Here is a 23,702-nt window from a genome sequence, read left to right as displayed (position 1 = left end):
AGGTTCGATACTTGCTCAAGTCCAGATGACTTCCGGATGGCAATACTACATGCCCGCGCTACAGATAGGGCAAAATACTGATCGGTGTTCCATTCTGGAACAGACTCAAGTGCATGTGACAACCCGTCGAGAAGCCAGTTGTCCCGGTATAGCCCACTACCGTCGATGTACCGACCGACTGGCCCACAGACACCGGAGGCCAAGAACCAAAGTGCATCTGTTGAGTGATGTATGAGTTTCCACCGATGACGCCGTGGTTGATGGTTACGTAGTACCCAAGACCGTTGGCACCGTCGTATCCCACGTCAACCACTGTTCCGGACCTCGCGGCATACTGCGGCGTCCCGCATGGCGCGCTGAAATCAGTCCCATCGTGCAACACGTAAATGCCGACCACCGGGTGCCACCGCATCCCGAAGTATGAGGTGATGTAGGTACTGATCCGTAGAGGGTTAACGAACATTCCTGGACCGGCAGATCCTGAAGTGGGAGGCGTGTATCCGCCACCTCCACTAGAACCCGAGTTGCCTGATCCCGAGTTGTTCTTTGCGGCTTCTTCTGCAGCTTTGCGGGCTGCTTCCTGACGTGCGGCCTCCTGCCGAGCCGCCTCTTCAGCAGCAGCCTTGTCGATTGCCGCGATGCGGGCAATCGCATTGGTTCGCTCATCTTGGGCGCTGGTCATCGCCGTTGCAACCTCGCCTCGACGTACCTCCCACTGCGCCTGCAGGGATTCTTGCTCCGCCAGCTTTGTCTGAACCGCGTTCAGGTTCGTTGCGACATTATCGCGCGCTGAAGCGGCCTCAATCGCGGCCTGTTGAGCTTTGGCTTCAAGATCGGTGATGCGTTCAGTTACTGCTTTTTGTTTCTCTGCCTGGTTAGCAGAGACAACCAATCCGGCCCTGACTTCATCCATCGCCTTCGACTGCACCCGGCCCAGAGCACTTGCGGCCGCGGCTTGGTTACTGATGTCTCCCAGATCATCAGTCGAGACAACTACCTGGAACGGAGAGACAGACTCACCGCGATACATCTCGCGAGCCATCTTGCCAACGGCCGACTGGAGTTTGCCCTCCTGCTGCTCCGAGTCCTTGATTGATTCATCAATCTCAGTCTTCAGGGTCTGAGCATCAGCAAGCTGATCAATCAGTTGCGCATGCTTACGCTCTGCGTCCGCGAGCGTCTGCTCGGCGGTCGACAACTCAACCTGCAGGTCAAGAACATCGATCTTGCTCTGCTCAATAGCGATTGCCATGTCAGTGAGGTCGGCGTCGATACCCTCGGCTTCTCCTTTGAGGGTCGCGATCTTTTTTTCGCTCTCCTCACGTTCGCGAACGACATCGGAACGACTTTCAGCGAACGCAGGAGCTGTAGTCACCAAACCCGTCAACGCCATAAGGAAGGTAACAAGAATCGCGCCGATCACCGCGATGCGGCGCTTCGACGACGCGTTTACTGACCTTGCCTTCCGGGGCTTCGTCATTTCTAGTTATACCTTCGTGTACTTAGCTAATGAGAAAGCGGACGCTATCAGTGCCAAGAGTAGCGCGGCAGCGACCAAAACGGGAGTTATGAGCCAAACCTCGCGGAATCCGATGAACTGGACCCACAGGAATGACCCGGAAAGCCAGTTGTTCACCAAGAGTTCAACACCTGCAAACAGGCTACCAACCGCCAAACCGGCACCGATCAGCGCAGCTATAGCTCCTTCGATCATGAAGGGAGCTTGGATAAACAGGTTGGACGCCCCGACAAGACGCATGATCTGAGTCTCCCGCTCACGACTCATCGCTGAGAGTCGGATCGTTGTAGTTATCAGCAGGACGGCCGCGACCACCATTATCCCCGCTAGCCCAAGCGACATCGCCTTCGCTTTTTCGAGGACGTCAAACATCGGTTCCAGTAGCTCTCGTTGGTCAACGACCTCTGAAACGCCCGGGCTACCACTGAATTCCTCATAGATGATCTGATATTGCTCAGGATCGACCAGCTTTACCCGGAAAGAAAACATCAGCATGTCGGCGGTCGTCCAGTCGCCTAGTGCGCTATCTGCAAATCTCTCTTGGAACCGTTCGTATGCTTCTTCTTTAGTTTCCTCGAACACCTCAGCCACATACGAAGACATCTCGTCCGACGCCAGGCGTTGACGGACGTCTTCGATCTGTTCCTCGGTCGCTTCTTGAAGACCGCACGAGGGGGCACTGTCGTCCGTAGCACACATGTAGATCGACACTTCGATCTTGTTGTACCAGTCGGACTTCAGCATGTTGACCTGCATCTGCGCCAGCATTGCAACACCGACAAACAACAGCGAAACATAGGTGACGATAACAACCGCGACGGCCATCGCCTTGTTGCGGGCCAGACCTTTTCCTGTTTCAGAGAGGATAAAGCGTAAACGCATCGTTACATCCCCCCTCCATAGACACCCCGATTTTGGTCACGGACCACATGTCCGTCTTCAAGCTCAATCACACGTTTTCGCATCTGGTCAACGATCTTTGCGTCGTGAGTCGCCATTACGACAGTGGTGCCGGACCGATTAATCCGATCGAGAAGACGCATGATTCCAAGTGAGGTCTCCGGGTCCAGGTTGCCGGTAGGTTCGTCGGCCAGTAGAACCTGAGGCCGGTTCACCATGGCGCGGGCAATCGCAACCCTTTGTTCCTCTCCACCTGAAAGCTCCGTTGGTAGGCGTTTCTCTTTGCCTTCCAAACCAACTAACTCAAGTACTTCAGGAACTTCAGTCTTGATTGCGTGACGGGGCCGGCCAATAACCTGCATTGCCAGGGCAACATTCTCTGCAACCGTTTTCGACGGCAATAGTCGGAAGTCTTGGAACACCGTCCCAATCTGGCGCCGGATCTTAGGAACGCGCCACTGCGGAAGCGTGGTCAAGTTCTGTCCCAGAACCCAAACCTCGCCCGAGGTTGCCCTCTGCTCGCGAAGGATTAGCTGCAACATGGTGGACTTACCCGACCCGGACTTACCGACCAGGAAAGCAAACTCTCCGCGCTCAATTTCCAGGGTGACGTTGTCAAGCGCAGGGCTGGCACCCTTCACATAAACCTTCGTCACGTTCTCGAATCGAATCATTGCTCACTCTTGTGGACGATGGTGCTCGTCTTTAACATCTGACTTGAATCAGCCTAAGTTCCAGTTTCTAACCGGATGTGTGCGACACGCACCGCCTGGCACTCTGTGACCCTATGAATCTGCTCTGGGTTAACGTGCCAAGCTGCAAATTCGTTTCGCCGACCGGGTGCGGAGTTGGAGCATCGCAAGCCAAACAAGTGTCCGCCCGAGGGCATTCGCTCGGTGCATGAGGATATGGGGCGAAGTTGCGGCACGCGACACTAGTCCTTTTGAGACTGCTTACGCCAGCGAATTCCCGCGTTGATGAAGTCATCAATGTCTCCGTCGAATACGGCCTGGGTATTTCCGGACTCGTGTTCCGTCCTCAGATCTTTAACCATTTGGAAGGGCTGAAGAACGTACGAGCGCATCTGGTCACCCCAGGACGCCTTGACATCGCCCTTTAGTTCGTCCTTCTTGGCCTTTTCTTCCTCGTGCCGCAACATAAGCAAACGTGACTGCAAAACGCGCATCGCAGCGGCACGGTTTTGAATCTGTGATTTCTCGTCTTGCATTGAGACGACGATCCCCGTGGGTAGGTGCGTGATGCGCACCGCCGAGTCTGTCGTGTTGACAGACTGTCCACCCGGTCCTGAACTGCGGAAGACGTCGACCTTAAGATCGGTATCGGGAATCTCGATATGATCTGTCGTCTCAATCAGAGGGATCACTTCCACCGCAGCGAACCCGGTTTGGCGGCGACCCTGGTTATCGAACGGGCTAATGCGAACGAGGCGGTGCGTCCCCGACTCGACTGACAAAGTTCCGTATGCGTACGGCGCCTCAACCTCGAACGTTGCAGACTTGATCCCCGCAACATCTGCGTACGAGGTGTCGAGCATCTTGGTCTTGAATCCCCGGCGCTCCGCCCAGCGCAGGTACATGCGAAGCAGCATATGAGCGAAGTCGGCCGCGTCGACTCCTCCGGCGCCTGAACGGATAGTGACGACCGCGTGCCGTTCGTCGTATTCCCCGTCAAGCAAAGTGCGGATTTCAAGATCGGAAATATCGTTCCGTAACTTCGCAAGATCCCTGTCACACTCGGTGAGAATCTCCTGGCGCTCCTCATCGCTCTCCGATTCGTCGGCGAGCTCAACCATCGCCTCAAGATCGTCGATCCGAGAGTCGATGACACGCAGCCTCTCAAGCTCGGACTGGAGATGGCTAAGTTCGGAAGTGACCTTCTGCGCCGCATCGGGATCATCCCAGAGATCAGGGGCCGCTGCCTCGTCCGAAAGCCTGGCGATATCCGCCTCAAGCCGTTGCGGATCTGCAACCGATTCGACGTTCTGCATGGTGCCGCGTAAAGACGCAATGGCCGCGCCGAAATCTGTGCTCACGGCACCTACCTTACCGGACCTAGTTTGTGCGGCGCGTCCAAGCCGATCTGCCCCGTCTAGCTGGGTAACTTGGAATGGTGAGTCCTAAAGCAGTCGCCAAGCCGCCGTCCGCGCTTGAGTTAGCAGCCCTTGCCAACGCCATGGTTCCGGGCCTCCAAGCTCTGGGAGCTAAAGACTATGTCGCTACCGGAAGTGGCGCAATAGTAACGATCGTCGATGATCATGGGAAGGACTGGCAAGTATGGTCAACCTCCTCGCAATTGTCGAAAGATAGTGCCGAACGCCTACTACAAGTGCTTAGGCTGCTCGACGGATACGTCGGTGTGAACAAGCTTCCCTTCAGTGTTCCGGTACCGACGGCCGTTCTTCGTCAGAAGTCGGGGTTCCTTGTGTTGGTGTACCCACACATGGGTGGAGAACCGGGAGGCGAGGGGTATCTCAATGGGGGCGGTGCGCTTGCCTCAACGATTGGTAAGGCGTTAGGACAGCTACATAACCTCCCGAGTGATGCTTACTTCGAGGCTTCGGGGCAACTAAACACTGCTGAAGAGAACAGAGGTCAGGTCGCCGGTCTAGTCGAACAGCATGGTTCGGTATTGCCCGCTGATCTGCGAACCCGGTGGGTCGGAGCGCTGAAAGACTCTGCCCTTTGGCAATTTGACTCAACCCCGATTCACGGAACCCTGAGCACTAATAATCTGCAGGTCGCCCAGGGAGGCGCGGTGCTGGGCGTGCGGGGATTCGAAGCGGCGCGAGTCGATGACCCCGCTTTGGACTTGACGTGGCTCATGTACGGCGCAGACGACGGGTTCCTTCGCTCGTTTGAGGCGGCTTACTCGCGGGCACGGATAGCGCGAGACCTGCACCTTCTGACACGAGCGCAGTTCTACGCTGAGATCGAGACGCTCAGATGGTACGACCAGGCGGTCCAGGCTGATGACTCGGCTTGGCGCAAGGCTGGCGTGGATGCGCTGAGGGAACTGGACAAAGACCTGATGGGCGAGTTATTGGTCGCGCCCAAGGAAGATGTCATCGAGATCAAGTTCACCGCAGAGGAAGAGCCTCTCTTACGACTTGGATCGTCCACTTCTTCAGCCAGCCCGACCGGTGCCACAGTGGCGGGAGCAGAACTGGACGAGGAGCTGTAAGCAGGCGATTTGGAGTGCCTCACCCGTTGGTGAGACTAGGGTGTGTGTCCTGAATCTGTGCTCGGGCGAGGACCACCAGGAAATTCGTGGTTGCAAGGCGGAAGAGGAGGCTTTGCTGGTGGCAAAGCCGACGATAACAACGTAGCAAACGCGGACTTCCCGGTCACCACAACAAGCAGGAACTTAGCAGACACACCCTAGCTTTCCATCTCTAGCAGCTGATCCAACGTAATCCTCTGAGTTCCGTCAGGGGCGATGAATAGGAGCTCAGCGCTGATTCCGACTCCCTCTTCATCGGCGCGCGGCTTCCAGGCTGCGACGTACTGGCTAAGTTGAGCGATGTAGTAGCGAACCCAGTCGGCGCTTAGGGATCTACTCGACCTTCCTGTGGTCTTCCAGTCAATCAGTTTGTAGTTGCCCTCGTTGTCCCTAAGAACCGCGTCAATACGGCCGCGGACAGGAATCTCACCGGTCGGAACCCAGAACGCCACTTCCAGCGCCTCAACCTCTAGTCCGTCAAGCGGGTCAGCCGCAAGAAACGCGTCCCGCATCCTCTTGAATCGCTCCCGCTCCGAAGGGGGAAGGGCTTCCGCCATCTGGTTCCCAACCAGTAGGCCGTTGGCCGGGTCGTCGGACTCGAACTCAGGATTTGTTCCGATATCGCTGGAAGCGGCTCCGGCCTTGCCCAAGTACAGTTCGATCCACCTATGGAAGGCCGTTCCCAACAGGCTCTGGTCCCCGGGCGGCTTTGGTATTGGCCTGAGTAGCTCATTTGCCGTTGCGCGTGGATCCCGCTCATACTGCGCAAGCTCGGTGACGTTCAGCTCTCGTACCTGCCCAACGCGCCTAAGTATGATCTCAGGTCGGTCGTCGGCATTCAGCGCTTCGCTTTCTCTGGCGTCCCTGTCTGCGAGTAGCCGAGACACGGTATTTGCCAAGCCTCTACTTTCAACAGACGCCAGTACACGCTCACGTCGCGAGACCCTGTCTCCCCCATCCTCAGAGTGCCTTTCAATTTCTTTCATTGACTCAAGCACGCGTGCTGCAGCCTGTTCTGCGGCTCTCCGAGTCACACCTGGATCACGAGGAAAGCTCACATTCCCGGTCTCGGCCCTATGCTCTTCGATCTGCTCCCGGGTTGGCGAAAGCACCATAGTCGATCGCACGCCGTTTACATCCGCTGCTTCAGTGAGGAATGCAGAGGGGAGATAAACGCTCGCCCCGCCGCGGTTCCAAGCCCCGGACAGATGCAACCACTTCTTTGCTCTAGTGAAGGCGACGTAGGCAAGTCGGCGCTCTTCTCGAAGCACGTACTCTCCCATTTGGTCCTTAAACTCTGTTTCAAGAACTCCCCCTCCTGCCGCTTCCATGTCCAGATAGTTCGGGTTCGGCAGGTGGCGATGGTCTGCTCGCAACTCAAAAGGCAGGCGCTGCTGGTCGGTCCACCATCCGCTAGTGGGCTTCGGATCGGTCGGCGCCTCAGGTTGTAGTGCTTCTTCGGTCCTCCTCTGTTCCCCCCCTCGATAGCTCGGGAAACCGCCGCTGGTCAGATCGACCACAGCCACCGCATCCCATTCCAGCCCTTTTGCGGCGTGAACCGTCATAACCTGGATCGCATCCGGATCAATCTGGACCGATGGCAAGGCGATCCCGCGTTCCTGTTGCTCCGCAACGCTAACCCACTCAAGGAATGCTTCCATCGTGGGTCGATCGGCGCCGGATTCGTAGTCTGAAGCAATCTGCGAGAACTGGTCTAGTACCTCTGAGACACCCGAGGATGTCGGATCGGCAAGAGCATTTGAGTCAAGACCAAACACCCACCGGGCGTTATCGATTTGCTCTGTGATCGATCTGTCGCGTCGGTGTCTCATAGATTCGAGCCGACTTGCCAGCCCAGCGATACGTCCTCTGGCGACCTCTGTCATGTTGTCTGGCTCGTGGCCCTCACCGATGGCGCTCACTGCTTCCAGGATCAGGGTTTGTCGTCTGTCATCGCCCGGGCTCTTATATGCGAGATGACGCGCGAGGTCAGATAGAGCGCGGAGATCCGAGACTCCAAGATCCAAGTTTGTTAGTAGACGAGCTAAAGAATCGGACCTGCCGATGTCCGTAGTGACCTCAAGAGCCGCCCGCAGATCCACCACCATTGGGTGGCTCAGCAGAGCCTCGCCCGAAGCCAATTGGGCCGGGAGCCCTGCTTCTCTCAATGCCTCAACGACCCGCAGAAGAATCTTTGAAGTCCGGCCAAGTACCGCTGCGGACGACCCGGGATCTTGTTCACGGACAGACCGGATGAACTCGACGGTGTCAGCGATGCTCTGATCTTGGAACTCAAAGTAGTTGGCAGTAACCGAACCCGGACCGACATTCCTACGCGCGGTAAGAACCGGCAGCGCCACGCTCTGATCATTCCTCACCGGCCCCGTGCCAGCGTTTCGCTTATCGATTATCCAGGAGGGTGGCTCCGAAAGTGGTGCGGCCACCCTATTAGCCACATCTAGGATCAGTTGATCATTTCGCCATGCCGTTGAAAGGGTGAGAGTAGCGTTCAAGACGTCCCTGTTCTTGTTGAATAGGGAGTGGAAATCATCGAGCGAGGCAGCCGAGGCCCCCCGCCACCCATAAATCGCCTGGTTTGGATCACCAACCGCAGTCACTGGATGATCGGAGAACAAAGCGGAAAGAAACCTCATTTGAGACACCGACGTATCCTGAAACTCGTCTAGAAAGACGATCTGGTGTCGTTCACGAAGTATCTCTCTCGCCTCTGCCGACTGCTCGACTACGGCAATCGCCCCCTGTACCTGATCGGCAAAATCCATGTACCCATCGACCCTGATCTGTTCATTGAACGCATCGATGATGTCCAAGAGTTGCAAGCGCGCCTCAACGGCGGCCTTGCCGTTGCGGTGAAACGTGATGAACCTGGGTCTTCCTCCGCTCGGACTCGGATTGGCTTCTGCGTCCGCGAATCGCTGGCACAGCGACTCAAGTTCTGAGCGAGCCTGTCTCACAGTCATTGCCTGGTTCATAATGTCTTGGCGCAGCCGTAGAGCGTTGTCGGTGACTGTCTCCATGCTGCCGGCCGATAGGTCACCGCGCCAGCCTGCGATTATCTCGCTCATCAGTTGCCATGCGGCTGCCTCACCCAGGTGATTTATTCCGGGGTCGATTCCGACCAGGCCACCGAACTCCCTAACAACGGAAAGTGCAAAACCGTTGTAAGTCGTCGCTTCGGGACTGCCTGCCAATACATCCAGTTCTCCGGCTCCAGTCTGCAGATTCCACTGCCGCAGTCGGCTACGAAGACGCTGTTCTAGCTCCGCGGCAGCCTTACGAGTGAATGTAAGTCCCAGGATATTCTCCGGGGACACCCCATACGTTGCGGCGATATAGGTAGCGCGCAAAGATAGGGTCTCTGTCTTACCGGAGCCAGCACCCGCCACCACTAGGAGCGGCTGAGCAGTCCGCTGTTGTCCCTCCCGGGTTTGGCCCGCTACCTCACCCTCTGAATCGCTAACATAGGGCGGATACACTGCGATCTCGGATTGCTCCTCCGTCGGCTTCTTTAGCGACAACCGGTCCACAAGCTCCATCAGCGCAGCATGACCCTGTTGAGTCTCCACGATCTTGCCCTTCACTCTGTGCTCCTGCTCGACTGGGCCTTAGCCGGACAGACCGTCTTGAACGGACATAGTCGGCACACCCGTTCATCCTCCGAGGGGACATACGTTCGGCCAGACAGCGTTAGAACCAGTTCTGAGTATTCGCTACGAACCCGCTCGGCTTCTTCGGCAGTGAGCGGGGGTTGCAGGGCCAGCTCCTTGCCTGCCGCGGCTTTCAGTTGTAAGAGTGCCGCCCCACCATTTCGCTCTCCTGCCTCGGCCAAACCAAGCTGGTATGCCAGGAGTTGCGGATTATCCTTCACAGATCTCGCAGAGATCGGGGTACCAGTCTTAATGTCGATGATCCGCACTGATCCGTCTTGACCCGTCTCGAGCCGATCGATTCTTCCATTGACGACCGCATCCCCAAGGCGGTAGCTCATAGCCTGCTCGACTTCGACTGTTGCTTCGCAATCATCGAAGTAAGCTGCCAGGGAACTAATCTGTTCCTTTGCCTCATTCCAGCGGGTACGTCCCCAGTGAGTCTCGGTCTCAAAACCCGCTCTATTCCACTTTTCAGTGAGTGCTTCCATTAGTTCTTCGTATGTTCCCTGCGGATGTTCTTCGGCGATCTCGTGGAGCATGGTTCCCCACGCTGAATGGGAGTATTCCCCCCGCGATTCCTGGGTATCCTGCGGGTCAAGATTCACAGAAGAAAGAAACCACATCAGCGAACAGTCCACGGCCTTACCAATCTTGGAGGGAGAAAGCCTAAGAGGACCCGAACTAATGACAGGAGCATCAGATGAAATAGAACCAGTTGAAGCCCACAACGCAGGATCCGCGCCCTCTACCCCCTCGACAGCGAGCAGTGAAAGGATACGGACGGCCTCTTCCTTCACCGCTTGACCGGCGTCTGGACCCGAGATTACGCGCCTGAGCGAACCCACCACAGAAGGCAGGTCCAAACGCATTGTCAACTCTGAGTACTGTGGTTCACCATCTTCCCCGTGCAGGCGCGGAACGATCTCTTGATCCTCCAGCCCAGACAAGAACACACTGGGCGCAGAATCCTCGTTCTCGACAGCGAAGAAATGGAGATGATCAATCGCCCGCGAGACCGCGAGATTGAATAACTTGGCCTCGTCCGCTCTCTTCTCTTTCACCGATTGAGCGTATGGACGACCGATTCCTACGCCGCGATCTATGAAATGCTCTCCAAGCGCGACTTCTCCCCGCCATCGCCTACCCTCGGAGTTCTCTGCCATTGCAGAATCGATGATTGCTCGAAGCTCACCAATGTTGCCGAAAGACCCGACCGCCCCACCGGGCCACTCTCCCGCCTGCGGCCCGACAATACATACCACGCTCCACTGTTGGCCTGCGCTGGCCGTCGCGGTTAATACCTGCACACCAGTTTCCGTGATTCCGCCCCGCACCAGTGAATCTGACTCGACCTGTTCCTTAAGAGATTCGCTTGCAAAGTCAAGGGCTGTATCCCCACCAAGATCCGCCCGCTCCAAACGCTTCTGAGACCAAAGATCGGCCTTTCTAAACAAAGCTATGGTCGCGTCTAGTTGGTCGGCGGCAGCGCGAGCATCTACTAATCCGGCAGTCGAAGTAGAGGGGGCAACAGCCCGCTCTCGAAGGGTCTCAGCCAGCCCAGAACTGTCCCAGAGCAGCCAAAGCCCGGCCTGGGGGGTCATCTGAGCTGCCTTAGACTTCAGCTGCCACAGTGTTCGCGCCGTACGAACCTTAGCTAGAAGCTGAGTTCGTGACCGGTCCCCTTTCATCTCACCAAGGACGAGTTCGGTCTCTGGGATACTCAGCAAATCAAGAGCGGTAAGCTCACGCCCACCCAATCTGGCGCGTAGGTCGCGGATTAGGCGAAACACGGCGAGTGGGTCAGCCACAATCAGTGGTGACCTGAGCAAATCCAGTGCTCCCGCACTGGGGTCAAGCATCTGGGCTCTCTCGTCCGGCGACGCCCAGTCGCCCAGCTCCTGGGCCCCTTGGACAACTAGCTCAAGCAACGAGCGACAAATCGGCACCGAAGATAGACGCATCGGACGGTCGGCGTTCTTCAGAGGGATTCCGGCACGGATGAGGCGACGCCGAACCGAGTCGACCTGAGCGGCATTTCGGACGATGACTGCCATCTGCTCCCAGGGCACACCCTCGAAGAGATGGTGCTTCCGCAGTCTCTCGGCAATAAGCGTCTCCAAGCGAGTGTCCGTCGGTGAGAGCGCCAAGGTCACGCTCTGATCTTGCCCACCTCGGGTCGCCTGCATTTTCGGGACGTCTGAGGCAACCCATGAACCAATCACGTTGGAGGCTCTGACGATATTCGGCGCCGATCGAAAGTTCTTCGTCAAACTCACCAAAGGAAAACCTTGGCCACTGTTCGTCAGCTCAGACGTCTCTCCGCCGGATCGGTCTTGTGCCACGTTGCGGGCCAATCGTTCACCTAGGCTTGGATCCCCACCGCGAAACGCCGCTGCCGCCGTCAATGGAGAGTTAAGGAGGATGACCTGCTCGGCATACCGAGCAACGGTTCGTACCAACTGAGCCCCAGAAACCGTCAGATCCTGTACGTCATCAACGATTAGGGTCTTCGGAACCGGCCGCCCAACCTTCAGCCCAGCAGTCTGCCTGTCACCTTGCCATCCAGCTAGCAAACGTGCCGCGATGCGAGGCATCCGTGCAGTATCGGCATGCGGGGTCGCCGGGGTGAACGGCGCGTCCTTGTCGCCAGCAAACTCCCGATAGGCTCGCGCCGCCAACGACCAGACAGGACGGTCATACTCCGTCCCCAACTTCTCTAGGTCATCAGCGAGAAGCCCAAACTCCCCCACGCGCGCCAAGAGGTTTCTAAGTTCCATTCGAAAAACCGGGGTTCCCATAATCTGCGTGGTATACCGTTCCCCAGGCTCAGCCAGAGAACTGAGAAACTCCGTGACCCATGCGTCCTCATCGCCACCTGAGACAAATGGAATCCGAGCAACGGGCTGTTCCCGCTCAACCGCCCAGAGGTTAGCGACCAAATGAGCGTAAGAGTTAATCGACCGCACCAGCCTGTGGCTTCCCGGGCCATCAAGTACCCCAGATGAGACTCGATGATCTTCGACTTTTGCCAGCTCACTACTGACAAGCCGATCCGTAATGGTTCCCCTACGACGGTCGGGTGTCAATACCAGCACCGGAGACCAGAAATCATCTGAATGATGGGATCTCTGTGACAAAGCCCGTGCGGCCAACTGGACTGCCAGGGTGGTCTTGCCGGTTCCCGGGCCGGCATTTACACAAAAAGACTCGCCTTCGAGCCCGCGCTCAAGCAACCGGCCGTAGTCGACCGCCTCCCCTGAATCTACTGCTTGACGCACGGCGCTCCTTTCAACACTGAGTTCTCCACACAAAATGAGTATGGCGCAGAGCTCCGACAAAAACGTCCGGATGTAGTTAAGCCCCAGGAGATCGGTCAGGGACTGCGGGGGTGCTGAAGACTAGAATCAAGCCAGGCCCAGATGGGCACCTGTTCCTAGGAGACGATGATGAAACTTGTTCTGAATCTACGAGACGGAATTCCCCCGCTCGCGCTTGACATTGAAGGTGACGAGGACTCCGTCCTCGAAACGGTGAAAAATGCAATCAACAAGGGCGAAATCCTCGACCTCACGGACAGCAAGGGAGAGCGTGTTCTGATTCCCGCCAGCGCGATTGGCTACGCTCTAGTTCCCTCGCGCAAGAGTAGCCCCGTGGGCTTCGGGCGGATGTGAACCCAAAGGAACTACGCCTTTAGGTTCACTGCCTCCATGCGCTCCTTGTGGCGCTTCGTCGAGTAAGAGACCACCGCATCGACTGTATCGGGATCAATCGCTAAATCCGGGTACGTAAACAGAGTGGCTCGCAGAAGACCAAAGGCCTCGCCCGCAACCCGTCTGGCCCACAGCGACAAACGCGAAGCCAATTGAGGATCATCGGCCGTTAGGTCGGCAAGATGCTCCTCGACCCATTTCCCGTGTCCCAGATCCCAGGCGATCAAGTCAGACTCAAGTATCTGGTGGCGTTCGCTCAACTCGCTAAGAACATCTGCAAAGATGCCGAGGACGATGTAGCTCTTTACACTGCGTTCCCACCAGTCAGACGGACGGGTACGGTCATCTAGCTCGTCAAACAAACCGGCGTAGATGCCGGCCGCCTCCGAAAGCGAGAAACCGCGAGCCGCGGCTATGTCCTCAAGCTCAGTGAAACGCCGGTATCCCCTGTCGGCCATCCGAGAAAGGTCGATGTGATATTCGATTGTCGGTGCCTGGTCGCCATCTTTGGCCAGTCGCGTCATTGCCGCGAGCGCACTGAAGGCAATTAGTCCGATCGCCTCCTGCTCAGCAGTCGAGGCTTCCGGTACCGAGGTCAGATCGTCGTTGCTCATGACACAAGCCTATAGCCCTGTCCACAGGGGGAGCGACGCCAGTGTTCAGCGTCGGATAATCGCTTCCTAGGTCGCGCGGCGCGTCGGTACATCTCAAGGCAAACGAGCCGAGGGCTTGCCGGGGCAAGTAAAGCCGGGCTGTCCCCTGAAGATGTCAGCTCCGTTCGTGAGATAGCAGGCGAATTTACGGCGCGGGACACCAGGCAAGCTAGACTTCTAAACAGGTTGCCCGGTCGTAACGGACACTCGGGTACTTTGGGGCATCGGCCCCACTTAACAGATATTGACGATCGGCTGCCTAATAACGCTTAAGACTCCTTGAAAGGCAGAACGTGAGTCAAAATACCTTTGCCGACTATGACATTAATCCGGCAATCGCCAGCGCCCTTGCGGACGCAGGAATAATCAACCCCTTCCCCATCCAGGCGCTGACCCTTCCGGTCGCCCTGGAGGGCCGCGACATCATCGGACAGGCAAAGACTGGAACCGGAAAGACACTCGGATTCGGAATCCCTGTTCTGCAGTCTGTCGTCGGACCAAAAGACGAGGGGTTTAGCGATCTTCGCGCGGCAGGCGCTCCGCAAGCGCTGATCGTTCTTCCCACCCGCGAACTTTGCAAGCAGGTTGCAAACGATCTCCGCGTTGCGGGAAAGGGCCTATCGGCGCGAATTCTCGATATTTACGGTGGTGTCGGCTTCGATCCGCAGATTGATGCGCTGAAACGCGGCGTCGAGATTGTTGTCGGCACCCCCGGTCGTCTAATCGATCTGACAAACCGTCGTGTCCTAGACCTGAGCCACGTAAAAACGGTGGTCTTGGACGAGGCCGATGAGATGCTGGATCTCGGCTTCCTTCCCGACGTCGAGACGATCCTGTCTAAGGTGTCTCCAACTCGCCACTCGATGCTGTTCTCTGCAACCATGCCAGGGCCGGTTATCGCCCTTGCTCGTCGCTTTATGCGCCAACTGACTCACATTCGAGCGGCCGACCCGGATGACGACAGCGCGACCGTCAAGCAGGTGAAGCAGTTTGCCTACCGGACGCACCCAATGAACAAAGTCGAGGTCATGGCCCGCATTCTTCAGGCAGAGGGCCGAGGGCGCACCATTATTTTCGTAAAGACAAAAAGGACGGCCGCGCGCCTCACCGAGGAACTGACAGAGCGTGGTTTTGCTGTTGGAGCCCTCCACGGAGACCTTGGTCAAGGAGCGAGAGAACAGGCTCTACGCGCGTTCCGTAACGGCAAGGTTGACGTACTCGTGGCGACAGACGTTGCGGCACGCGGGATTGATGTCCCCGACGTCACCCACGTAGTCAACTACCAGAGTCCCGAGGACGATAAGACCTACGTACACCGGATTGGTCGCACTGCACGCGCTGGTGCCAAGGGAACTGCGGTCACCTTCGTTGACTGGGATGCACTTCCGCGCTGGGGACTCATTTCTAAAGCCCTTGAGCTGGACCTGGCGGACCCGCCGGAGACCTACCACACTTCAGACCATCTCTACACGGACCTGGGAATCTCTACGGACGTTACTGGTCGCCTCCCTCGTGCAAAGCGCACCCGTGAGGGCTTGGATGCCGAGGAACTAGAGGACCTCGGAGGATCGGACCGTCCCAAGGGAGGAAGTGCCAGGGGCGGCAAGGGGAAAAAGTCTGACGGCAACAAAGGAAACCGGAACCGCCGTTCCTCGTCCAAGAATCGAAGCGAAAACGTTACTGCGGGAGAGGACAAACCCCGGAAACCGCGTAAGCGCACCCGCCGCCGAGTGAACAAATCTACGGGTGAGGCGTCCGAGAACGCCAAGTGAACAGGCCGGTCGCCTAGATCGCGCCGCCAGCCATGTAGGTGTCGATGAACTGAAACACGGCCGTGGCGACCATCTGAGTTGCGATTGCGGCTAGAAGAACACCAGAAATCTTGGTCAGGATCATCACTCCGTCGTCCCCGAGTAGTTTCTGGAGCGCCATCGAGAACTTCATCGTCAGCCAGATGACCACGTGCATTAGCAGTACCGCCAGCATCACAGCCACCCAACCAGCGACAGTGTTATGTCCCTGGTTCACCGCTACCATCACGGCAACGATTGCGCCGGGGCCGGCGAGGAGCGGAGTGCCGAGAGGAACCATCGCGACGTTGGATTGAATGTCCTCTGAGGGCCCGCCGAACTCGCCCTTGCCCATCAGCAGTTCCATTGCCACCAGGAACAGCAGGATGCCACCGGAGAGCTGAAGCGCGGGCATCGAAATATGCAGTGCTCTGAGGAGAAAGTTGCCTGTGACGGCAAAACCAACAATGACAAATAGCGAGGTGAAGGTTGCCTGGATCGCCGCCTTGTTCTGCGTCGCTTTGTCCATTCGACCAGTCAGAGCGAGGAAGACAGGGATAGTTCCCGGCGGATCCATGATCACAAACAGTGTCGTGAACGTGGTCGCCAACAGCGTCACGTTTATGATGCTATCCAGGCTCACGGCTCAATCACCCCTATCGCTCCCTGACTGCGAATCTGCTCAAATACTTCTTCGTCGGTGAGGTTCTCACCCAATCTGTTGGGCTTCCCCAGGCCGTGGTAGTCAGAGCCGCCCGTCACCGGTAGCCCAAAGTGCTCGGCAAGACGCTCAACTTCTGCCCGGTCGTCCTCATCGTGATCTCGATGGTCACGTTCTAGGCCAAAAAGTCCTGCCTCCACCATTTCCTGCACGACCTCCTGCGGTACCGGACGTCCACGTCGCGTGGCTTGCGGGTGAGCGAGGATCGGCACGCCTCCGGCCGACCTAATAAGTTCTACTGCCTCACGCGGAGGAAGGGTTCGCTGGCGCTCCCAGTATGGCCCAGCGGGGTTCAGGATCACTTTGAACGCCTCTGAACGATTCGGAACGTACCCCAACTCAACCAGTTCATCCGCCAGGTGGGGACGGCCCAACGGAGCTCCGTTTGCGCGCGCCTCCACATTCTCCCAGGTCAAGCCTGGGAAGTCGTCCAGCATCTTCGCAACCATGCGGGCGAGGCGCTGTGACCTAGACTTCTGCGCGTCCAAGAACTCACGCTGCAACGGCTCATAGGTCGGATCAACCAGCAACCCGAGAACGTGCACTGGCCGACCCTGCCACTGAGCGGAGAACTCCACCCCGGGGATCAGTCCAACTCCGGCTTTCTTTGCGGCTGTGATCGCTTCATTCCAGCCCGCAGTTGTGTCGTGGTCGCTGATACCGACGTAGTCGAGGCCGGCGTCCTTTGCTGCACCAATCAGACCGCTCGGGGTGTCAGTCCCGTCGGAGTGAATGGTGTGCGCATGAGGGTCGATCCGGATCACCGGCCCATATTATGCCCCCGGAGCCATCCGAGACGAACGCGCTTGATGCACCTCACTGCGCCTCACTTTGTTCCCCTCGGTTACCCAACTCCGCTCTATGGTGCGAGGATTGCTGTATGAGCGAAACGACCGAGACCAACAGTTCTGAACAATCAATCGACTCGCGCGGAGACAACCGCTCGCACCGTCCCTCTGGAAAGGCGTTCCGCGAGTTCATGGCAAGCAATTGGGGCGAGCGTCCCCCACTGGACCTCGATCCGACCGGCACCGCCGACTATGTCCCTGCCCGTCACGAGGCAATCGGAAAACTGTTCCCCGGCGAACGTCTTGTAGTCCCAGCGGGGAACCTCAAAACTCGTAGCAATGACACCGACTATCGGTTTCGAGCTCACTCCGCATTCGCGCATATGACCGGGCTAGGGGCGGAGCTTGAACCCGACGCCGTGTTCGTCCTCCACCCACTTACAGAGTCAGAGAAAACGCACGAGGCGGTCCTTTACTTCACCCCACGATCTTCGCGTACTTCCGAAGAGTTCTACGCGGACTCACGCTACGGCGAGTTCTGGGTGGGAGCCCGGCCCTCGCTTGAAGAAATGGAGACCGCCACCGGCATCAAGTGCGCGGCAATCGATACCCTCCGCGACGCGCTCGCGAAAGACGCCGGCCAGGTTCAGTTACGGGTTCTACCCCAGGTCGACACGAACGTCAGCGCAATGGTCGAAGAGATTCGGGAACAGGCGGGTCTACCGACGGGCGAGATGGCGCTGGACCGTGACGAATTGCTGGTTGAGAAGCTCTCTGAGATTCGTCTCTGCAAGGACGAGTTTGAGGTGCAGCAGATGCAGAAGGCCGTCGATGCAACCATGCGTGGTTTCGAGGAGATTATTCGTTCCCTCCCCCGCGCCGCAAATCATCCTCGCGGTGAGCGTGTCATTGAGGGTGCCTTTGCGGCGGTGGCTCGTGAGGACGGCAACGGTCTTGGCTACGAGACCATTGCGGCCGGCGGCAACCACGCAAACACCCTCCACTGGATGGATAACTCGGGTACCGTTCCCGCCGATGGACTGGTGCTAGTTGACGCCGGGGTCGAGGTGGATTCGCTTTACACCGCCGACATCACCCGGACCCTCCCGGTGAACGGCAAGTTCACCGAAGCCCAGGCAAAGATCTACCAGGCAGTGCTAGACGCAGCAGAGGCCGCGCTGGCTCGTGCGGCCGAACCCGGTGTCAAGTTCCGCAATCTGCACGAGGCAGCGCAAGAGGTGTTGGCGGCCCGTCTAGAAGAGTGGGGCGTTCTTCCAGTTCCGGCAGAAGAATCATTGAAGAAGGAGGGCCAGCAACACCGCCGCTGGATGCCACACGGCACCAGCCACCACCTCGGCCTAGACGTTCACGACTGCGCGCAAGCTCGCCAGGAAATGTATCAGGACGCCCTGCTCGAGCCGGGAATGACGTTCACGATCGAACCTGGCCTGTACTTCCGTGCCGACGACCTATCCGTGCCCGCAGAGATGCGCGGAATCGGGTGTCGAATCGAGGATGACATTCTCATTGAGACCGACGGAACCCCACGCCGAATGAGTGAGGCAATTCCACGTACTATCGCCGACGTTGAAGCCTGGATCGAGAGGGTTCAACGCGGCTAGGGTGTGTCTCGCCCCGCAAGTTCGTTTCCTAGATTGCGCGGAGAGTAGGCGCATCACAAGGCAAACGAGCGAAAGCTCGGAGGGGCAGAGTCAAACGAGGGTGTCATCGAGAGGTACTGGCTCGGCGCGAGAGCTAGGGACGAATGGGCGGTGGGACCACGAGTGATCCCCTGATGCCTATCCCTTTGGCGTTTCGTTCTCTGGCTCCGACTGTCCGGAGTCAGAGGTGCTTTCGGAGCTTTCCCGTCTCTGCGCATCGTCAAGGCGCACACCGAACTTGGGAGGCTCAAGAGTACTGCGTTTCTTCGGCTCGTTCCCACTGCCCCTGGAACTGTCGGTTGCGTTGGGAGCCACACTCGCCTTCGCTCCAGATTCCTTCTGCGCATCCGAGTAGGTTCTCGGCGTCCTGTCATTTTGCGCGAGTCTAGTCGGTCGCTGAGGTCTGGGAGCAGTATTTCCGCGTGCCCCTGCGAGGATGCTGTAGGCCCTGTCCACCTGCTCGGTCACTAAGATCGCGTATCTCGATGCCACCATGGCGGAGTGAGAGAAGAAGGTTCTCTTCCTCGTACTGGTCGCCCACATGACAACACTGATGAGAACACCCGCAAGGATTCCGATGGACACCGCGATGAGCGCCACTATTGATCCACCTTGGGGAAGAGCAAGGATCGAGAAGATTCCCATTAGTAGGCCCCAGGTGAGTCCCTGTCCGGCACCCGTCAGTGCGACGCGTGCCGGGGTTAGCTTCCCCATAACTTTCTCGATCAAGTGCAGGTCAGACCCGGCAATCGTGACTGAAGCCAGGGGGAAACCTTCCCTCTGGAGTGTGTCAACAGCTGCCGCAGCATCCTCATACCTGGCATAGGAGGCAACCTCAGTGCCGGTGGGAAGCTCCGCCGGGTACCTGGTGCGAGGTGAGTTCACTGACATATGGCATCCTTCAATCGTTCGTTGACCTCAAGACTACGGTGAAGCAGCAACGGCGCGCGATTGGCTTTCGCTATTGGCGTCGAACCGGCGGCCATCTGCCCGATAACATGGAGGAATGACGCTCTCGCATGATGCCGTAATGGAAGCCTTGGCCAAGGTCAATGATCCGGAACTTCGCAAGCCGATCACGGACCTTGGAATGGTCGATGAGGTTCAGATCGACGGTGGCGCCGTAACCGTAGCGATCCTTCTGACGACGGCCGGTTGTCCTCTGCGAGACACCATTACAACTGATGTTCAGGCTGCGGTTGGCGCCTTGGATGGAGTCGATTCCGTACAGGTCACCATGGGTGTGATGAGCGACGAGCAAAAGAAGGCCCTGCGCGAGCAGCTGACAGGTCACGCCGAGAGGGAGATTCCGTTTAACCTACCCGGATCACTAACGCGAGTGATTGCCGTAACGTCAGGGAAAGGCGGCGTCGGCAAGTCATCGATGACCGCGAACCTTGCAGTGGGGTTGGCGAATCAGGGGCTCAAGGTTGGGGTTCTTGACGCCGACATTTACGGATTCTCGATTCCTCGCATGCTCGGAATTACAACTGAACCTCAGTCAATCGATGGCATGATTGTTCCCCCAATCGGTGCTGGTGGAGTGAAGGTAATTTCAATCGGGATGTTTGTTCCCGAAGGCCAGCCGATTATTTGGCGCGGTCCGATGCTCCACAGAGCACTGCAGCAGTTCCTGGCGGACGTTTTTTGGGGAGATCTGGACGTTCTACTCATCGACATGCCCCCTGGCACCGGCGATGTCGCAATCTCGGTTGCGCAGTTACTTCCGGGTGCCGAAACTCTGATAGTGACAACCCCCCAGGTGGCGGCGGCCGAGGTTGCCGAACGCTCCGGTTCGATCTCGACCCAGACACAGCAGCGCGTCATCGGTGTCATCGAAAACATGTCATACCTGGAGCAGGAAGACGGCACTCGACTGGATATCTTCGGGAAGGGTGGCGGCCAGATTGTCGCGAACCATCTTTCAACCCTTCTCGGATACAACGTCCCGCTTCTTGTCCAGGTTCCCCTGGACATAGAACTCAGGGTCGGAGGCGACAAGGGTGACCCCGTAATCAGCAACGCGGATGCTCCTAGCGCCATGGCCCTTGGTGAACTGGCACAGAACATCGGGTCAAAGGCTCGGGGGCTTGCTGGCCGCCCGCTTGGCGTCGCGCCGATCATTCACTAGTTTCGTCTCGCAGAGCCGTTGTTTTCACCGGGATGCCGGTAGATTTGAGTTAGGTGGAGCGAGAGGGCGGCGATGGCAACCGATAAGAACACGATTTGGTCCTTCTGCGAGGAGTTCCCTTTGGAATCTCCAGAGATCCAAGCAGCACGTGAAGTTGCGCTGGAGCTGGGGGTTGACCCTGTTTCTCCCTCAACCGGAGCGCTTCTGCGTGCGGTTGCGCGGTTAAGAAACGCAAAGTCAGCAGTTGAGATCGGGACCGGAACGGGTGTCTCCGGGCTGTGGATACTTGCGGGGATGGCGTCCGGAGGCGTACTAACTACGATCGATCCTGAGAGCGAGTTCCAACGGGAAGCTGCAAGAGCATTCCGCCAGGCACAGGTTCCCTCGCCCCGGACTAGGTTCATCAATGGAAGAGCGCTCGATGTCCTGCCTCGCCTGGCTGCTGACTCGTACGACATGGTCGTGCTGGACGGCCTTCCTGAAGAAACGTACGCATATGTCGAACACGCGAACCGGATTCTGAAGTCCGGGGGTGCAGTTGTGATCCCGAACGGTCTGTGGTTTGGAAACGTCGCGGACCCTGCCAGGCGCGATCCTCACACTGTAGCGATGCGTGAGGTCTGTAAGGAGCTAGAGGAGTCAGATTCGTTCGATCTCGCTATGCTCGCCGTAGGTGATGGAGTACTACTAGCAACGAAACGCTAGGGTCTCGCGTCGTGGTATGAACCCGGACCATCGGTGTTCGCCCGTCTATTCCATTGGCTAGGAAGCCAAGACTGGGGATCAACCCAATACATCCGACACACGCCGACCCGGATTTTAAGCATCCGCGTCCCCGTGGCCGGGAATGCGGATTGCAAAAGGTCGAGGACTTTCATCCTCGACCTTTTCTTGTCGGCTTCCTCGCGCCACCGACTACGCGGGAACGGCTCCCTTTAGAGCCTCTGCCAGTGCGGTTGCCTCATCCGGGGTCAACTCAATCACCAACCGGCCCCCGCCCTCGCTGGGGATTCGCATGACAATCCCCCGTCCTTCTTTGGTGGCTTCTAGAGGCCCGTCACCTGTGCGAGGCTTCATTGCTGCCATTACAGCTCCTTACGGCAAGTACGACTACGCGAGCCCAAAACCCGCTACAGGGCCTAGTCTACCGTGATTTACCCACCGATTCGCGGGACTTCTTCCCTGCGGACGACGCTCCACCCGAGATCAGCCCCCGTTTGTCATGGCTTCAATCCCCGCCCAGACAGCTTCCACGGCCTCCTCGGGAGTATCGACAACCTTCACAATGTTTAGGTCTGCGGCATCAATAAGACCACGCTGAACCAGTGATGTTCGCAGCCATTCCAGCAGAGGAGCCCAGAACTCGCTGTCGACCAACACGATCGGGAAACGCTCAATTTTCCGGGTTTGAACCAGAGTCATGGCCTCAAACAGTTCGTCAAGCGTGCCGAATCCCCCGGGTAGCACGATAAAGCCACGAGCATACCTAACGAACATGACTTTTCGGACGAAGAAATATCTGAAGTTGATCCCCAGGTCAACCCACTGATTCATCCCCTGTTCAAAGGGGAGTTCGATGCCTAGACCGACCGAAACCCCGCCTGCCTTGTAGGCGCCCTTGTTTGCGGCTTCCATGATGCCCGGACCGCCTCCAGTCACCACTGAAAAGCCCCGTTCAGCGATCAGACGACCAATCTCCTCCGCCACCTGGTAGTCCTTGGTCCCAGGCTTTGTGCGAGCCGACCCAAAGACAGAAACGGCGTTAACAATGTTCGAGAGCGAACCGAATCCTTCTACAAACTCGGACTGAATCCTCATTACCCGCCACGGATCGCTGCTTCGCGACTGAAGTAGCGCCGAATCGGCGGTGTCTGTGGGGATCTGCTTGCCACGCATTATTACGGATCCTCGGCGGTAACTCTCGCGTTTTGTCATTATTTCGCTCCCTATTGTCTGACGCGGGCCCATATACACGGGCGCGTCAGTTCTCGTCTAGTGAGGTTACACGGTGACTAATCCCAATGCGGCGAGACCTTCCGTTCGACTGTCTTACTGATCAGTTTCCGGTAGTTTTGGATGCATGACCAATGACGTTTTTGAGGGGCAGAGCCCCAAGGACATGGCCGAGAAAGCAGCGAGGGCAATCCGCGAACATTCCGGTGTAGACAAGTACGATATTGCCCTCGTTCTGGGTTCGGGCTGGGGCGGCGCTGCCGAGTTAATCGGCGAGACCATTGCCGAGTTGCCCGCCGCGGAGGTTCCTGGTTTCCAGGCTCCGGCTGTGGCCGGACACGGCGCGACGATGCGGACAATCAGAGTGAAGGGAACCGACAAGATAGCCCTGGTCCTCGGTTCACGTACTCACTTTTACGAGGGAAAAGGACTGCGAGCAGTTGCCCACGGCGTCCGTACCGCCGCCGCGCTTGGGGCCGAGCAGATGGTCCTCACCAACGGCTGCGGTGGACTAAACCCAGAGTGGAAGCCAGGCCAGGTGGTGTTGATTCGTGACCACATTAACCTAACGTCCGAATCTCCAATCGAGGGAGCCAACTTCGTTGATCTCACCGACCTCTATTCCCAGCGTCTACGCGACGTAGCCCACACCGTGGATGGGACGTTGCCCGAGGGAGTCTATGTTCAGTTCCGTGGCCCGCACTACGAGACACCGGCCGAAGTCAAGATGGCTGGAATCATTGGCGGAGACCTGGTGGGGATGTCTACAACGCTTGAGGCAATCGCAGCACGGGAGGCGGGACTTGAGGTACTGGGTCTATCCCTGATGACCAACCTAGCGGCAGGTATTTCCGATGCCCCGCTGTCGCACCAGGAAGTAATAGAGGCAGGAGCTGAAGCGGCACCTCGGATCGCCGGACTCCTCGCGAACATCGTCCAGCAGCTCTAGGCAAGACAGGAAAGAC

General features: G+C 57.7%; 19 protein-coding genes. 7 read left to right on the top strand and 12 right to left on the bottom strand.

Annotated elements, in window-relative coordinates:
- Positions 1–58: 58 nt before the first annotated feature.
- The 4 genes from U6G28_06410 to prfB form a co-directional block, all read right to left on the bottom strand.
- Positions 59–1,480, bottom strand: a complete 1,422-nt coding sequence (locus U6G28_06410; protein WRS29168.1) for a peptidoglycan DD-metalloendopeptidase family protein — start codon at positions 1,478–1,480, stop codon at positions 59–61.
- A 6-nt stretch (positions 1,481–1,486) separates the two neighbouring features.
- Complete coding sequence (gene ftsX / locus U6G28_06405) at positions 1,487–2,401, bottom strand: permease-like cell division protein FtsX (protein ID WRS29167.1); 915 nt, start codon at positions 2,399–2,401, stop codon at positions 1,487–1,489.
- Between the two features lie 2 nt (positions 2,402–2,403).
- Positions 2,404–3,093, bottom strand: a complete 690-nt coding sequence (ftsE, locus tag U6G28_06400; protein ID WRS29166.1) for a cell division ATP-binding protein FtsE — start codon at positions 3,091–3,093, stop codon at positions 2,404–2,406.
- Positions 3,094–3,353: 260 nt separating this feature from the next.
- On the bottom strand, positions 3,354–4,472 hold the full coding sequence (prfB, locus tag U6G28_06395) for a peptide chain release factor 2 (GenBank protein ID WRS29165.1): 1,119 nt from the start codon (positions 4,470–4,472) through the stop codon (positions 3,354–3,356).
- 74 nt (positions 4,473–4,546) lie between these two features.
- Here prfB and U6G28_06390 point away from each other — a divergent pair, with 74 nt between their 5' ends.
- On the top strand, positions 4,547–5,620 hold the full coding sequence (locus U6G28_06390; protein WRS29164.1) for a phosphotransferase: 1,074 nt from the start codon (positions 4,547–4,549) through the stop codon (positions 5,618–5,620).
- A gap of 197 nt (positions 5,621–5,817) precedes the next feature.
- Here U6G28_06390 and U6G28_06385 read toward each other — a convergent pair whose 3' ends face one another.
- Together U6G28_06385 and U6G28_06380 are read right to left on the bottom strand one after the other, a co-directional pair.
- Complete coding sequence (locus U6G28_06385; protein ID WRS29163.1) at positions 5,818–9,261, bottom strand: ATP-dependent DNA helicase; 3,444 nt, start codon at positions 9,259–9,261, stop codon at positions 5,818–5,820.
- Positions 9,258–12,608: a PD-(D/E)XK nuclease family protein gene (locus tag U6G28_06380; GenBank protein WRS29162.1), complete on the bottom strand. Its 3,351-nt coding sequence runs from the start codon at positions 12,606–12,608 to the stop codon at positions 9,258–9,260. The genes U6G28_06385 and U6G28_06380 overlap by 4 nt, the downstream gene beginning before the upstream one ends.
- Before the next feature lie 165 nt (positions 12,609–12,773).
- Here U6G28_06380 and U6G28_06375 point away from each other — a divergent pair, with 165 nt between their 5' ends.
- The gene (locus U6G28_06375; GenBank protein ID WRS29161.1) at positions 12,774–13,001 is read left to right on the top strand and encodes a DUF3107 domain-containing protein; all 228 of its coding nucleotides are present in this window, start codon (positions 12,774–12,776) and stop codon (positions 12,999–13,001) included.
- Between the two features lie 11 nt (positions 13,002–13,012).
- On the opposite strand, the gene U6G28_06370 is transcribed toward U6G28_06375, so the two are convergent.
- Complete coding sequence (locus U6G28_06370; protein ID WRS29160.1) at positions 13,013–13,654, bottom strand: ferritin-like fold-containing protein; 642 nt, start codon at positions 13,652–13,654, stop codon at positions 13,013–13,015.
- A 332-nt stretch (positions 13,655–13,986) separates the two neighbouring features.
- On the opposite strand from U6G28_06370, the gene U6G28_06365 reads away from it, so the two are divergent.
- On the top strand, positions 13,987–15,465 hold the full coding sequence (locus tag U6G28_06365) for a DEAD/DEAH box helicase (protein ID WRS29159.1): 1,479 nt from the start codon (positions 13,987–13,989) through the stop codon (positions 15,463–15,465).
- Between the two features lie 13 nt (positions 15,466–15,478).
- On the opposite strand, the gene U6G28_06360 is transcribed toward U6G28_06365, so the two are convergent.
- The gene (locus tag U6G28_06360) at positions 15,479–16,126 is read right to left on the bottom strand and encodes a MarC family protein (protein ID WRS29158.1); all 648 of its coding nucleotides are present in this window, start codon (positions 16,124–16,126) and stop codon (positions 15,479–15,481) included.
- Positions 16,123–16,968, bottom strand: coding sequence for a PHP domain-containing protein (locus tag U6G28_06355; protein ID WRS29157.1), 846 nt, complete (start codon positions 16,966–16,968; stop codon positions 16,123–16,125). The genes U6G28_06360 and U6G28_06355 overlap by 4 nt, the downstream gene beginning before the upstream one ends.
- Before the next feature lie 116 nt (positions 16,969–17,084).
- On the opposite strand from U6G28_06355, the gene U6G28_06350 reads away from it, so the two are divergent.
- Positions 17,085–18,614 carry a Xaa-Pro aminopeptidase gene (locus tag U6G28_06350; protein WRS29156.1) on the top strand — a complete coding sequence of 510 codons (1,530 nt, stop codon included), beginning with the start codon at positions 17,085–17,087 and terminating at the stop codon, positions 18,612–18,614.
- 177 nt (positions 18,615–18,791) lie between these two features.
- Here U6G28_06350 and U6G28_06345 read toward each other — a convergent pair whose 3' ends face one another.
- Complete coding sequence (locus U6G28_06345; protein ID WRS29155.1) at positions 18,792–19,544, bottom strand: general stress protein; 753 nt, start codon at positions 19,542–19,544, stop codon at positions 18,792–18,794.
- A gap of 115 nt (positions 19,545–19,659) precedes the next feature.
- Between U6G28_06345 and U6G28_06340 the strand changes: the two genes are divergently transcribed.
- Complete coding sequence (locus tag U6G28_06340; protein WRS29154.1) at positions 19,660–20,784, top strand: Mrp/NBP35 family ATP-binding protein; 1,125 nt, start codon at positions 19,660–19,662, stop codon at positions 20,782–20,784.
- Between the two features lie 72 nt (positions 20,785–20,856).
- Positions 20,857–21,489, top strand: a complete 633-nt coding sequence (locus U6G28_06335; protein ID WRS29153.1) for an O-methyltransferase — start codon at positions 20,857–20,859, stop codon at positions 21,487–21,489.
- A gap of 210 nt (positions 21,490–21,699) precedes the next feature.
- Here U6G28_06335 and U6G28_06330 read toward each other — a convergent pair whose 3' ends face one another.
- Together U6G28_06330 and U6G28_06325 are read right to left on the bottom strand one after the other, a co-directional pair.
- Entirely contained in the window at positions 21,700–21,870 is a 171-nt protein-coding gene (locus U6G28_06330) for a DUF3117 domain-containing protein (GenBank protein ID WRS29152.1), read from the bottom strand.
- Positions 21,871–21,990: 120 nt separating this feature from the next.
- A complete protein-coding gene (locus U6G28_06325; protein WRS29151.1) occupies positions 21,991–22,719 on the bottom strand; it encodes a TIGR00730 family Rossman fold protein in 729 nt (242 codons plus the stop codon).
- Positions 22,720–22,864: 145 nt separating this feature from the next.
- On the opposite strand from U6G28_06325, the gene U6G28_06320 reads away from it, so the two are divergent.
- Positions 22,865–23,686, top strand: coding sequence for a purine-nucleoside phosphorylase (locus U6G28_06320; GenBank protein ID WRS29150.1), 822 nt, complete (start codon positions 22,865–22,867; stop codon positions 23,684–23,686).
- The last annotated feature ends 16 nt before the right edge of the window (positions 23,687–23,702 follow it).

It is taken from the genome of Actinomycetaceae bacterium MB13-C1-2 (assembly GCA_035621235.1).
Taxonomy (GTDB): domain Bacteria; phylum Actinomycetota; class Actinomycetes; order Actinomycetales; family Actinomycetaceae; genus Scrofimicrobium.
This window is presented reverse-complemented; position numbering and strand designations above follow the sequence as displayed.